Annotated in this window: 13 protein-coding genes; 4 read left to right on the top strand and 9 right to left on the bottom strand. The window is 40.5% G+C overall.

Annotation, left to right across the window (positions count from 1 at the left end; translation table 11 throughout):
- From HGJ91_RS03675 to HGJ91_RS03650, 6 genes are all read right to left on the bottom strand, one after another.
- A partial coding sequence (locus HGJ91_RS03675; protein ID WP_291346345.1) for a lipid A-modifier LpxR family protein occupies nt 1–297 on the bottom strand: 297 nt, incomplete at its 3' end.
- Entirely contained in the window at nt 298–1,431 is a 1,134-nt protein-coding gene (locus HGJ91_RS03670) for a DUF6781 family protein (protein ID WP_291346344.1), read from the bottom strand. It lies immediately after the preceding gene.
- Nucleotides 1,432–1,468: 37 nt separating this feature from the next.
- Nucleotides 1,469–5,935, bottom strand: a complete 4,467-nt coding sequence (locus tag HGJ91_RS03665) for an acyl-CoA dehydratase activase-related protein (protein ID WP_291346343.1) — start codon at nt 5,933–5,935, stop codon at nt 1,469–1,471.
- 8 nt (nt 5,936–5,943) lie between these two features.
- Nucleotides 5,944–6,981 carry an HD domain-containing protein gene (locus tag HGJ91_RS03660; protein WP_291346342.1) on the bottom strand — a complete coding sequence of 346 codons (1,038 nt, stop codon included), beginning with the start codon at nt 6,979–6,981 and terminating at the stop codon, nt 5,944–5,946.
- A gap of 59 nt (nt 6,982–7,040) precedes the next feature.
- A complete protein-coding gene (locus tag HGJ91_RS03655) occupies nt 7,041–7,625 on the bottom strand; it encodes a TetR/AcrR family transcriptional regulator (RefSeq protein WP_291346341.1) in 585 nt (194 codons plus the stop codon).
- Between the two features lie 179 nt (nt 7,626–7,804).
- Nucleotides 7,805–8,275 (bottom strand): hypothetical protein, encoded by a 471-nt coding sequence (locus HGJ91_RS03650; protein ID WP_291346340.1) that lies wholly within the window; start codon nt 8,273–8,275, stop codon nt 7,805–7,807.
- An 85-nt stretch (nt 8,276–8,360) separates the two neighbouring features.
- Here HGJ91_RS03650 and HGJ91_RS03645 point away from each other — a divergent pair, with 85 nt between their 5' ends.
- Nucleotides 8,361–8,663, top strand: a complete 303-nt coding sequence (locus HGJ91_RS03645) for a transposase (protein WP_291346339.1) — start codon at nt 8,361–8,363, stop codon at nt 8,661–8,663.
- A 25-nt stretch (nt 8,664–8,688) separates the two neighbouring features.
- Nucleotides 8,689–9,639: a hypothetical protein gene (locus HGJ91_RS03640; RefSeq protein WP_291346338.1), complete on the top strand. Its 951-nt coding sequence runs from the start codon at nt 8,689–8,691 to the stop codon at nt 9,637–9,639.
- 309 nt (nt 9,640–9,948) lie between these two features.
- Here HGJ91_RS03640 and HGJ91_RS03635 read toward each other — a convergent pair whose 3' ends face one another.
- The 3 genes from HGJ91_RS03635 to HGJ91_RS03625 are packed head-to-tail and all read right to left on the bottom strand — an operon-like array spanning nt 9,949 to nt 12,691.
- Nucleotides 9,949–10,923: a tyrosine-type recombinase/integrase gene (locus HGJ91_RS03635; RefSeq protein WP_291346337.1), complete on the bottom strand. Its 975-nt coding sequence runs from the start codon at nt 10,921–10,923 to the stop codon at nt 9,949–9,951.
- Nucleotides 10,914–11,819 carry a tyrosine-type recombinase/integrase gene (locus HGJ91_RS03630; RefSeq protein WP_291346336.1) on the bottom strand — a complete coding sequence of 302 codons (906 nt, stop codon included), beginning with the start codon at nt 11,817–11,819 and terminating at the stop codon, nt 10,914–10,916. The genes HGJ91_RS03635 and HGJ91_RS03630 overlap by 10 nt, the downstream gene beginning before the upstream one ends.
- Nucleotides 11,816–12,691 (bottom strand): tyrosine-type recombinase/integrase, encoded by an 876-nt coding sequence (locus tag HGJ91_RS03625; RefSeq protein WP_291346335.1) that lies wholly within the window; start codon nt 12,689–12,691, stop codon nt 11,816–11,818. Before HGJ91_RS03625 ends, HGJ91_RS03630 begins: the two co-directional genes overlap by 4 nt.
- A gap of 207 nt (nt 12,692–12,898) precedes the next feature.
- On the opposite strand from HGJ91_RS03625, the gene yefM reads away from it, so the two are divergent.
- Complete coding sequence (gene yefM / locus HGJ91_RS03620) at nt 12,899–13,150, top strand: YoeB-YefM toxin-antitoxin system antitoxin YefM (protein ID WP_291346334.1); 252 nt, start codon at nt 12,899–12,901, stop codon at nt 13,148–13,150.
- Nucleotides 13,147–13,401 (top strand): Txe/YoeB family addiction module toxin, encoded by a 255-nt coding sequence (locus tag HGJ91_RS03615; RefSeq protein WP_291346333.1) that lies wholly within the window; start codon nt 13,147–13,149, stop codon nt 13,399–13,401. The genes yefM and HGJ91_RS03615 overlap by 4 nt, the downstream gene beginning before the upstream one ends.
- Nucleotides 13,402–13,738 lie beyond the last annotated feature (337 nt).

Here is a 13,738-nt window from a genome sequence, read left to right as displayed (position 1 = left end):
ATAACCTGTCAAATCATGTGAAATCCAGGACAGCTTTATACCATTGGTATAATGCTGATCAGTATCAGCAACAAGATCGTTTTCAAAATAAAAGCTGAATGTCCGGAAATTTTCTGCTGCTTCACATGAATCAGGCCTTAAGACAAATGCAATACTAATTAACAACAGCAGTAATACCGAATACTTAAATACAGTTTGTTTCATCCACATGTCATTGATAGCTATTATTTTCAATATACGATATACAGGGACAGATTTGAGATTCGCCCCCATTCCTATCTTCCTGATTTCGAGCATTTACCGATCCTTTTTTTCTTTCTTTAAAGCATCTTTTGCTCCTTTCCACATTCCGGAAACCGCCCCCTTTGCGATATCCACAGATCTTTTTCCAAGTTCTCTGGCTTCATCAGCCACGGCATGTGCCGCTTTTGCGGTTGCTCTAGCCGCATCTTTACCAGCCTCTTTCATTTTGCCGGCGGTTTTTTCAGCATCATTGTGAGCTTTTTGTTTTAGGGCAGAAGTTGTTTTCCGGGCCTGACCGGTAAGATCGGTTAATATATCCTTTGTCACCTCTCCGGAACGTATTGCAATTTTTCGGGTTGTTTCCAGAAAAAGCTCTTCAATCACTTCAAGGTCTTCCCTTGTCCGGGCAAGATCCTTACGGTTAAATTCCTTTGTCTTGTCTTCAACAGATTCCATTGCAGAAATAATTCCCTTTTGAGTTCCCTCAAAAGCGCCATGAGCAACTTTTTTAGTCTCTTTACCAACCTCCTCGGCAGCCTCCACAGCCCCGGACAATACTTTCTCGACAATTATCTTCACCCTGTCTGCTGTGAACCGGCCTTCCTCCAAGGCTTTTTTGGTGGCATCACTGGCAATCCGGCTCACGGTTTCTTTCACATCCTGTCCAGATTCAATTGTCTCTTTAACCGCTTCTTTAACCGTCTGCCTTGTTAATCCCAAAAGCTGAGTGCTTTTTAGTTTTACATCGACTACAGCAGACTCTACCCATTTTTTAACATCTCCAGATAAGATCTCACCGGCATCTTTGGCGCCTCCCAGGCTTTCTGATAGATCTTTAGCCAGCCGAGCCCTCTCTTCTGTAAGTCGTGTTTCCAGCTGCCAGACTTCCTTCCAAGTGGCCTCAACTGTCTGATCTCCATGACTTCGTGCGCCGGCAATCGCTCCTTCTACCGCCGCTTCCACAGTCTCTTTTGTATTTTCTCCAATTTTTTTTAGGCCTATCAGGGCAGCACCCACAGCATCTTTAACGGCAGAGCGAAGCTGCACAACACCTTCTTTGCTTTCACTCACAACATCGGACACTGCCTCCTCTATAATTTCACGCACCCTTTTGGTGGTAATTTGACCTGCTTCCTTAGCCTTCCTTAATTCCTCTACAATACGATCTTTCATTTGATTTTCTGACATGGTTTGTCTCTCCTACAACTAAAAATTAATATTGTTATTACCTGCGAATAAAACTGCCTGCTTTTTTTCGCAGGTCCAATCCAGATACCCAGGATTTCCATTTTTCAACTTCCAGCGGCATATAATTTCCCAGAATATTAAAATCATGAGGCCGAACATGCGGAACTGCGAACTGTTTAATCGGTTCCGACTGAGGTATCATCCCTGTTCCATGAGCTATCTCTTCTCTGGCACCATCAATCATGAAATATAATCTGTTTAAGATATTAACTTCACTGACCCCGGCATCCATATCAAGGGACAGTAAATGTAAATAAGGAAATATCTCCTTTAATTTTTTTTCAATCCCTCTGCCTGTGATATGGTTGGCAATACAGCCAAAGGGTTGAAGACAGACGATGTTGCCGATCCCTTCATTCAGCATGGCTATCATTTCGGCTGTTAACAGCCATCCTTCACCAAACTGGTTAGCCAGACTGACCACTTTACTTGTATTTTCAGCCAGATCTTTTAAACTATTATGCTTTCGGTAAAACCGAAATTCCTGCATGACCCGGTCAATACGAAACAAATGATAGTTTGCATAAATTTCCAGCAGCCTGGTTTTGATATTGTCTACAGGAGAAAATTTAAAAAATGCTTTCTGGTTGAATGATTCATTAATAAACCTCTGGGCAAAAAAACTTTGCAAAGACGGGAGAACCACTTCTATTCCCTGATTTGAAAGCCACTCGGCGATATTTCCATTTGAAAAAAAATTATATTTAACAAATATTTCTCCTACGATTCCAATTCTGGGAACAGGTTTGTCTTTAATCCTGACTCTGTTGAAATCGTTCACGGCCTCTTTAAGAAGATTCAATAGATAATGATAATCGGCTTTTTCAATACCTGTTTCCATCTTTAATAAATATTTGGCATGCAATGCGGCTGATGTCCCCGGGATCTCTTCCCGGACAATAGTGGAAAGATACATCCGGGCCAGGGGATCGGCAAAAATAACGCCAAGCCCCAGTCTTTTTACAAGCTCTTTTCCATTGATGGCAAATCCGGGCTGGTGATTTATCTCTTCGGCAGATATGCTGATCACCGGAACATCAGCCAGGTCTGCATCGGCCAGCCCCTTTTTGATCAGGGAAACATAAGAGGATGCCCGGCACTGGCCGCCTGTCTGGGTCAGGATTACCGCTGTTTTGTCAGGATCATATCTTTTGGATTTAAAGGCTTTAATGATGTCGCCTGCAACAAGTATGGTCGGATAGCACATATCGTTGTTTACAGCCTTAAGACCTAATTCCACAGAAGCTCTGTCCTGGGGTGGGAGCACATCGACCCGGTAGCCCAAAGACCTGAACGCAGCCGGGATCAGTGAAGAATAAAAAGGAGAAAAATATGGCGCAATAAGGGTTCTTTCCCTGTCTTTTTGCATAAAAATCCTGTTTGCTTTTTTACCATTTCCTTGATCCTTGTGTGGCTTGGCTGTATTCTCTTTAACCGCTTCCAGCATCGAACGCAGCCTTATCTTAACCGCACTCAGATTAGCAATTTCATCCATTTTTATTAAAGTGTAAATTTTTCCGCTGTTATGAATAATTTCCTTGATTTCATCTGCTGATACAGCATCCGGCCCACAACCAAAAGAAGTCAATTGAACAAGCTGGATATTCTGTGTACTAGCAACCCACTTAGCCGCTCCATACAGTCTATTAACATAGCTCCATTGAGTCAGTACGTTGACACCACTAAGTGTCTGATCTGTAGAAGAAGGAATTGCGTTCTCGCTGATAACATCAACGCCAAGTTCTGTGAGAAAGTCTCCAATGCCGTGGTTGATCAAGGGATCTATATGATAAGGTCGACCGGCCAGGACAATCACCATCCGCCCTTCACTTTTTGCCTTGTTTATCAAGACGTTTGCCCTGGATTTAAGTTCTTTTTTCACTCCTTTTTGTTTTGTAAGTCCTTGTTCCACTCCTTTTGACACGGTCTTAAAATCTACGCCAAATTGTTTAAAAAAAAGATGAAGCTGTTTTTTAAGGAGCGGGGTATCTTTAAAGCTGATGGGCGGATTATCAAGGGGGATATGATGTTTTTTGGCCGGATTAACCGCACTCTTTAAAAGATCCGGATACCCGGTAACAACTGGACAATTAAAGCTGTTTAAAGCGTCAGAGAATTCTTGCTGCTCATATACAACTGTGGGATAAAAGATCCGGTCCACTTTTTTCTCTATGAGATCAACAATATGTCCGTGGGCAAGTTTTGCCGGAAAGCAGATATTTTCCGACATAACGCTTGATGCCCCTTTTTCATATAATTTAAAATTAGAAGGTGAAGAAAGAACAACTTTGAATCCACAGGTTGTTAGAAATGTATTCCAGAATGGAAAGTTCTCATACATATTCAGACAGCGGGGGATGCCATATGTAAGGATTGGATCACCTTCAGGTTTTATATCGTGATTAAAAATAAGTTCTATCTGATCTGCTATCAGATTTTTACTCTTGTGTTTTATTTCGGGGTTATTACTAAAATATTTTTCACATCGATTCCCGGTAAAAAAATATTTTCCATTGGCAAAGGTGAGCTTTGATATTGCACACTGATTCTCACATCCTTTACAGAGAATTTCTTTTTTTGAAAATTGGGTTCCGGTATCTGGATTCTCAAAACCATTAAACACTATTAATTCATCCGGTTCGAGGCGATGATTATTAATGGCAGTCAATGCCGCACCATATGCTCCCATCAATTCAGGGATATCAGACCGAACAACTTCCTTGTCAAGCAGGAGCTCTAATGCCCGCAGTACAGCCTGATTGCGAAATGTTCCACCCTGAACAACGATCTTATCCCCCAATTCAGCAGTATCTTTCAATTTGAGAACTTTATAAAGCGTATTTTTGATTACCGAATAAGCAAGACCTGCTGAAATATCCGAAACACTTGCATTTTCTCGAAAAGCCTGCTTGACCCTGGAATTCATAAAAACAGTGCAACGGGTTCCAAGATCAAATGGTGCATTTTTTTCGCATGCGATTGCGGCAAAATCAGAGATCTCATATCCAAGTGAATGAGCGAAGGTTTCTATAAAAGAACCACATCCTGATGAGCACGCTTCATTCACCTGAATATCGGAAATTACATGGTCATTGATAAAGATCGCTTTCATATCCTGCCCGCCGATATCCAGGATAAATGACACATCACTGTCAAAACGCCTGGCTGCCTTGTAATGTGCCATCGTTTCAACGATACCATCATTCAGTCCAAAAGCTGACTTGATAAGACTTTCTCCATATCCTGTCGCTGCAGTTCGAACGATATGAGGTAAAAATCCAGCCTTTAAAAATTTTTCTTTAAGATAAGACAGCCCTTCTTTGACGGCCTGTATGGGATTGCCATTGTTGGCCCCGTAATGGCCAAGCACAAATTGTCCCTGTTCATCAACCAGAACGAGCTTGGTGGTTGTAGAACCAGAGTCAATGCCTAAAAAAAGTTCCCTGTCCTTTACCTCTTTTACATTTATCCGGGAAATTCGGGTTTTGTTGTGTCTTTTTTGCCATAACTCAACCTCCACTCTATTTTTAAACAAGGGAGGAAGCCTTTTTACATCTGAACTCGGCTTTTGAATACAACTAACAGAACTGTTCATCTCCCGGTTTTGTCCATTTTCAGGGACCAACAAAAATTCACTGATTCTGACCTGGTAAGGAGTGTTATCCCTATTTATGGCGGCTCCCATGGCAGGAATAAGTTCCGGACGGTCAGGAATAATCAAATCATCCGGATTATCTATTTTAAGAACGTTTTTAAAAGCCTTACGCAATTCAGGATAAAAAGTAAGCGGCCCCCCACCAATAAGTATTTTCGACTCTATGTCACGGCCATGGGACAAAGCAGTAATCACCTGCAAGGCAACTGAATGAAATACGGAAGCGGCAATATCTTCTTTAGAGACATGGCGGCTGAGTAAAGCCTGGATATCGGTCTTGGCAAAAACCCCGCACCGTGATGCAATGGGATAAATATTTACAGCTTTTTCCGCCAGGGCATTCAGATCCAGGACATTTACATTCAAAAGGACTGCCATCTGGTCAATAAATGCCCCTGTACCTCCGGCACAACTCCCATTCATTCTGATATCCGGCCGAAATTGAGTATCAAAGAATATTATCTTGGAATCCTCGCCGCCTATCTCAGCAAATGTCCTGATTTTTGGATAATTTTTTTTTATAAAGCAGGCAGAAGCCACTACCTCCTGAACAAAGGGCAGTCCAAAAGTCTCAGCAGCACCCATCCCTGCTGATCCGGTGACTGCCAGGTCAAGCTTGATATCACCTAATGTTTGATAAGCTTCTTTAAATATCTGACGCACTGTTTCTACTGCCCTGGCATTATGGCGGCGGTAATAGGAAAAAATCATGCTGCCGTCCCCATCGTATATAACAACCTTTGCTGTTGTAGAGCCTATATCAATTCCGGTTAAACAGGAATTTTCCATATTTTTTCTCATACCCGTTCTTCTCTCAATCCAGAGTTGTCCACAACTGCAATTGGCTTTCTTGTTCCTTTGTGCCCTTTAAAATCGATATAATCTCTTGCAGAACAAAACGTATCTATTACTGAAACAATAAGAGATTCCATGTAAAACGGAGGAACAACCGTAAGAGGCCACATGTGCTTTTTTATAATATCCTCTTCTTTTTTAGAAAGGCATGTCACTTTATGTGCATTTTTTAAAGCAATGTTATGGTGCCTGAAACCATGAAACCTTGGTCCTTCATGCAGCCAGTCATAATAAAAAAGATCGTGAAGCAAAGCCCCTCGTACAATTGCATTGCCGTCCAGAGACAATCGTCTGCCCCACTGAAAACTTAGATATGCCACTTCCCTTACATGTTCCAACCTTGTCTTGCCACGATGATGGTCAAATTGAGAAAGGGCTCTTAATGCCGAATTTTCAAGCAACGATCCTGCCATATTAATAAATTCAAATTCAATTATTTCTTTTTCTTCCAATGATTTGGGGGATACAATATTTTTAAGAACTGCTCCGATAAAATCAATGGCGATGATTGAACTTAACATCGCAGTAGACAATATTTTGAACCCATCTGGAATAGAAGTGAAAAAGTTTTGATAGGGTAATAACATGAAATATTCAAAGCCGAATGCCAGTAAAACCCAGTAAACGGAAAATTTCAGGCAGACATGCCCTTTGTAGTGGAGAAATTGATCCGAATAGTCCCACAGTCGGATGTTAAACAAACCAGTGCCTATTAATCCGGAAATCAGCTCCAGACCTGTTATAGCAATAAAATAGGTGAAAATTTTAACAACAAAATTGACATCGTAAAAATTAAAAAGAAGGATGCAACCCATCAGCATCAGTGAACCCGTTCCATACAAAATAAGGTACGGCCCCTTCAAAAAACCGGGATTGACAAACCGTCTTGCACACAAAGACCTATAAGAAACCTCCAGAATCCACCCCATAATTGAAAAGAGACAAAAAGAAAAGAATATATACAAAATACTTATTTCCATTTTACAAACCTGTATTGATAGTTAAAAAATTCACAAAAACAAACCCGCTTGTTGCTGTTTTAATACTCTTCTTTGCAAACCATGCCGAAAAAAATAATATTCATTAATTCATCCAGATAATGCTCGATCTGTTCCTGGCTTTCCTGAACCAGCCAGTTAAGCTCGAATCCCCTCAAGGAATAAGCAATACCCCTTGCTGCTAAGAAGGTATCATTAATACGAAATATGCCCTTTTCTACACCTTCCTTTAAAATAGAATGGATTAAATTTACTTCACGCTCAATAAAATCACTACGGATGCTTTCAGCACTGGGTAAGAGCTTCTCTATCCCTTCCCGGTCAAGATTAAGAATATTTATTGCCTGTCGCATATATTTAAATTTTGCACGTGCAAATGTGGAAAGCTTATCTGTTGGTGAAACTTCTTGGGCCACCGACGATGCAACCTTATCCATAATCTCATTGGTTTCCCGGCGGAGGACTTCAAGATAAACCTGGTCTTTGCTGCCAAAGTAGTTATATATGGTACCCTTGGCTACACGCGCCATCCGAGCAATTTCATCGATACTTGTCTTTCTGAGACCATAACGCCCAAACATTTTTTTTGCTGTATCCAGAATAGATATGACTTTTTCTGGTTTCATAATCCTACCTCCAATTAAATTTTTGAACTAAAATCGTTTTATAGTTCAAAATATAATTACCTGAAAGTTCCTGTCAAGAAAATAATTGAAAAAATAGAATTTTACTGAAAATGATAGATAGAACATAATGGTTTTTTCCCACTATACCCGCATCAGTTCGAAACCTTTGCACGAATCATCTATTCTTCCTCATATTCCCAATCCGGGTATTGTTCTGGATTCTTACCTTTTGCCTCAATAACACGGGGATAAACAATACCAGGTTTAGCAACTTTATCTTTATGCCGGGTTTTATTTATCTGAAATATCCATTGATCACCAAAATCAAACAAATAATATAGGGTGTATCCAGTTGGAAGCGGCCAGGTACCTGATATGCTGATTTTACGGTATCTGGTAACTGGATTATAACCATTCCAGCTGGGTTCTCCACCAATGGTGTGGGCATGTTGGTCCGGGTGCCGACCCAAATAAAATTGAAACAAGTGATCATTATCAAAATCCACAGCATCCTGTATGGCTTCGTGCAGTTGTAAAAAAGATGCGCTTGATTCGATTTCGATCACACGAATACACTCTGAGATCGTCTGGGGTAATTTGATCCGCAGGGTCCAAATATCCGATGTTTTTTTTATGATATTTTTGTTCATATCTTATTGAAATAATTTACTATTTACGTGTGACCTTCAGATTATGCTATTATATCTCTATAAATTCAAACCTTTGGGAGGCATCATGGCTTACAAAAAAATTGACCGGTATTTTTCCTTTGCTGACATTGCTATTCAAAATAATGCGGATAAAAATCGCTCCTTAATTTTCCTGAACAAGGTGGATCAAACCATTGACTGGAAACCGGTTGAGACCCTTCTTACCCAATATTATCAACCCGGTAAGGCCAATAAGGGAGAAAGAGCCTATTCTCCTTTGCTTTTGTTCAAATGCATGCTTTTGCAAAAATGGTTTCAAATCAAATCCGATCCTGAACTTGAAAGCCAGATCAATGACCGGATTTCCTTTAAATCCTTCCTGAATTGACTATTTGCTATGCTACTTAACAGGTGTGTCGCGTTTTATTGGTATTCTTGAAGTTGTTGGAAAACCTTTTCAAGATAATTCTCCCATTTGGAAAGATGAAGACTTCCCCTCAAGACTCAAAGTTAAACCCATCATCGAATTGACACCAGAAACTGCAACACCTGTTTTAGAATTAAAAGACCGTTTAAGCTTTTTTGAAAACCTCACAAGTCCACATGCATGGACTGGACAATTTAGAGGCTCCCCAACAAAATGGAAGAAATCTGATGGTGAGGCTGTAACAGAAGCGCTCCATGAAGCAAAAGCAAACCCCACTGTTCGTCCTGTCGACAAAAGGAAATTGAAATATAGACCCAAACCAATCAAAGCAAAAATCGGTTCCGTCACCATCCCAGATACCCAAACTGATACTGAAATGATATCAAAATCTGTTATCAAAGAACCAACAGATCATGTCGAAATTCAATATCTTTTGCTGAAACTTGGTAGTGATATGGGTTTTGATGTTTGGGTTGCAAGAAACGATAAGGGAAAAAAATATAACGGGAAAAAGTTCTCGGAGCTAAAACGATTGAAGCAAGAGTTGCCACTTCAATTTGATGATGCAACAAATAAAACTATTGAGCTAATTGATGTGTTATGGCTCCAAGGAAATGCAATTGTTTCAGCTTTTGAAATAGAGAGTACCACTTCTATATACTCAGGCCTTCTACGTATGGGGGATCTTATTGCAATGCAACCGAATTTAAATATACCACTATATTTAGTGGCTCCTGATGCAAGGAGAGAAAAAGTAATGACAGAGGTGAATCGTCCAACTTTTTCAAGGCTTTCACCACCTTTGGCTGAGGTTTGTAGCTATATTTCCTTTTCAGAATTGAGAGAGAATATAGAAAAAGTTGCATCCATTATCCGCTATATAAAACCAGAATTCCTGGAAGAATTTTCAGAGACTTGTGTTTTAGAAGATGCGTAATATGCTAAAAAAAAATTATAATAAATCGCTGAAACGGACTGCTGTGAGCGGCTTTCAGCCTTTCCCATCCCCCTCCCTGCGGTCGGCAGCCCCTGAGCTCAACCGAACCCCGCGGTCAGAACAAAAGTTATGTGCAATTGGAAGGTGTCTGAAGTAAAAAGACAAGAAAAACTCCGTTCAGTAACGAACAGTGGCATAAATTTATTTCTATGGCAACCCCTAAAATCTTAAAAAAAAGGCTTTTAAGCGCACCAATCCATAAAAACAGATATTTATAAAAAAATAAGTAATATCAGGCTCGTATTCTGGCTATGTGCGTAGCTCTTGAAAGCTAAAAATGACACCTCCTTTTTTTATAAGCTCATTCATAAAAATGACACCGGGTAATTTCTCCATTGCCTGCCTTACTTTTTGCATGGAAGGATGAATGTAGATTTCTGTACTCCTTGTTGTTGAATGCCCCATCAAACTTTTAATGACAAGCATATCCACTTCTTTATCATTGAGGTGGGAAGCAAACGAATGTCGCAAGGTGTGGCAGGATACATTGAACCGGTTTTGCAGGCCGGATTTCAATACGATTTTTTTGAAGTTGTCCTCCATGGTTCGAATGGCCAGGCGGTTTCCTTTTTTTGAGATAAACAAGGCATTTCGATGCTCATTTTTATAGAAGAATGTTCGCACGGCAAGATACTCAGACAGTATCTGGAACAATTCATCGCTCAAGTGAAGCGTACGGATTCTTTTGCCTTTTCCAGTCACAGTGATTTCTTTGGTCTTTAAATCGATACCGGTGAGGTCCAGGCCGAAGACTTCTCCGATCCTGAGGCCGCATAAATACATCAGGGTATATATGGCATAATCCCGAACTCCAAGGCATGTGCTCCGGTCAATGGTATCTAAAAGGTGCTTGATCTTTTTGGCGGTCAAAGCATCCGGCCGGTTCCGGTATCCCTGCCGGACTTTTAAAATATTATGAAAGGGCAGTTTTTCAGCATCATCAACCTCCTGTAATCTCAGATAATTAGAATAGCTTCGCAGGGTAAACAGCTTTCGATTGAGTGACCCTCCGCAGTTTTTACGCTGGGTTTTTAAATAATACTGAAAGTCCATCACCGCTGGGCCGGTAATTTTTTCATGCTGGTTTTCATCCATGAAATTTTCAAACAGCTTAAGATCGCAGCGATTACTTTTAATAGTCTGGTCACTGATTTCATACACGGTGGATCGATAATCCATAAAGGGTTCAACATGGTTAAAAAAGTCTGTAATATTCACCCCCATGACGGCCTCCCATTAATGACCAGTTGGTTTAATGCTTCCTGTTTAAAACTGTTATCCACCTTGATGTAAATTGCGGTTTCAGCCGTATTGGAATGTCCCATCATCGCCTGGATGGCATAAAGCGGTACCCTGGCGTGATACATTTCAGTAGCAAAGGAGTGCCTGAGCACATGAGGCGTGAGCCTTTCGGTGATACCGGCTTTTCTGCAATACTGTCGCAGTTTTCTTTGAACCCGGTCGGTTGAGATGGCCTTGCCGCTTTTAACCGGGAACATGGGATCTTTTTTAAATTTCAGCGTCTTGGGATGGGCCAAATAGGCCATGAGATTATCGTACAATTTATTCACCACAAATAAGGCCCGTTGCTTCTTGTTTTTCCCTTTCACCCGTAAAAGCCCGATTTTTGGACCATGCCCGGGTTCAAAAGATCCAATGACAAGGCGGGTAAGTTCACTGACCCTTAAGCCAAGCGCCCACAAAAGAGACAGGATAAGGTAGTTTCTATTTTCCATCCAGGTGGCCCGGTCTACACTGTTTAACAATTTAAAAACAATGGCTTTTGACACCGGCATCACTGTGCTGGGTCCGTTTTTCTTTAACATGGGCAATGCTGCTGCCGGGCTTTTTGTCACGATATCCAATTTAACCAGCATGGCATAAAAGATTTTTAAAGCAGAGCGATGATGTTCCAGACGACTGTAACTAAACCCTTTTTGCCTCAATTGAGCTATCCATAAACAAATGTGTGGTCCCTGGGCCTGAACAATAGAGATGCCCTGTTCCTTTAAATACCGGGCAAACATACCCATGCAGGAAGCATAATTTTCAACCGTTTGATCTGTGTATCCACAGACATCAGACAACTGTGTTTTATATTCATCCAACAGAGCAATCATGGGGTCACCTCCATATAGGGATGGACCTGCATGTAAGCCGCATATTGATCCGGATTCAGGTGGGTATATTTTCGGGTGCTGCTGCTTCTTACATGCCCCAGGACATGTCTGGTTATTTCAGGATCAGACACCTTGTTCAAATGGGTCCCAGCCGTATGCCGGAATAGATGGGCATGAAGATGTTTATCAATATCAAGGTAGCCTGCCGCCTTTTGGAAGACATCCTGTAACGTTCGTGGAGAAAGTCGTTTGTTTCTTTTGGATAAAAATAAGGGCCCTTGTCTTTTGTTGAGAAAGCCAAAATACTTGTCCAGAAGAACACACAAAATTTGGGGCATGATCAAAGGTCTTTGCTTGCCTCCTTTCTCAGTGATCTGCAAAAGGCCGGTTTCAATGTCCACATCTTCAATGTTCAGGGAAATCACAGAAGATAACCGCAGGCCAAGGAGCCCCAGCATCATAACCATGACAAGATTTCTAAATCCGGAAGCATCGGATGCCCTGCGATAAAAAAAGTTTAAAAGACGGTTATACTCTTCAATGGTCAAAAAATGGGGGATTGTCTTTTCAATCTTGGGATAGGGAAAGTCCGAGGCGATATTTATTTTTATCCAACCGTTCAGTTTTAAAAAATGAAAGAATTGTCTCAAGCTCCAGATACGGGCTTTTTTGATATGGATGGAAGGACCATTATACCGGGTAATGAATTCTTTTAAATCCCTGTAGGAGATGGCCTGAATCGACTCAACAGACCCTTCGTTAATGAACCTGTTAAATTCATAGAGCCTTACTCTTAAGGATTGAATGGATCTGGTTGCAAAATTTGATACTTTACAATAATCGAGAAAAAGTTCTATCTTGAATTCCAGCATAGAGGATCTCCTTTCTTTTTGGGAGAAAAGTTAAAAATTTCTGTTTGGGAGGTTCTCTATGCTTCTACTACAATTTTAACACCTTACAAATCCTAATTTTTTGCTAACCGCGGGGTTTGGGGGTTATGCCTCAGTGAAGAATTCGATTGACATATTTGATATTGTACTATATATTGTACATGTACAATAAAAAATAGGAGAAATTTAATGAGAGCAATAACATATACAAGTGCCAGGAATAATCTTGCAAGCACCATGAAAAAAGTCTGTGACGATCATGACCCAATTATCGTTACTCGTAAAAATAATGAGGCTGTAATACTTATGTCTCTTGAGGATTATGAAGCTCTTAATGAGACGGCCTATCTTTTACAAAGCCCTAAAAATGCAAAAAGACTTATTGATTCTATTAAAGAATTAAATGCTGGGAAAGGCCAAAAAAGAGAGATCCTTGAATGAAACTTTTGTTTTCAGAAAATGCCTGGAGCGATTACTTATTTTGGCAAAAAACAGATAAAAAAATACTAAAACGAATCAACAAGCTTATTAAAGATATTCAACGCAATAAATATGAAGGGCTTGGCAAACCAGAAGCCCTTAAACACAATCTTTCTGGATATTGGTCCAGAAGAATAACCAATGAGCATCGAATAGTTTACAAAATTGAAAATGATTCTATTCTAATTGCTCAACTCAGATACCACTATTAATCCTGCAACCCATCAGTTCAGTGGATAGCCGGGGGCTGAGCCGCTTTGAAAGATTGTTGGTGAATTGAACTTTTATAATTCTAATAAAGTTTGTGGAAGACCGGCTACCACTGACTTCAAACGTTCGCTGTAAAACGATCATCACATAAACTTAAAATTAAAAAAGTATTGTTAAATCAAATTTGGAGGGTATGTTCAATATTTTGTGTCATAGTTTTTGGTTCCAATTTTACCACTGCATCCAGCGGAAATCCAGCGGAAGTAAAAGTCAGTTCCGAGAATGGGCCTCCAAATAGCCACGTCGGAGGAATTGACTTTTTGCTGGAGCGGGTTTTTG

Origin of the sequence: Desulfobacula sp. (assembly GCF_014237455.1) — a bacterium.
Taxonomy (GTDB): domain Bacteria; phylum Desulfobacterota; class Desulfobacteria; order Desulfobacterales; family Desulfobacteraceae; genus Desulfobacula.
This window is presented reverse-complemented; position numbering and strand designations above follow the sequence as displayed.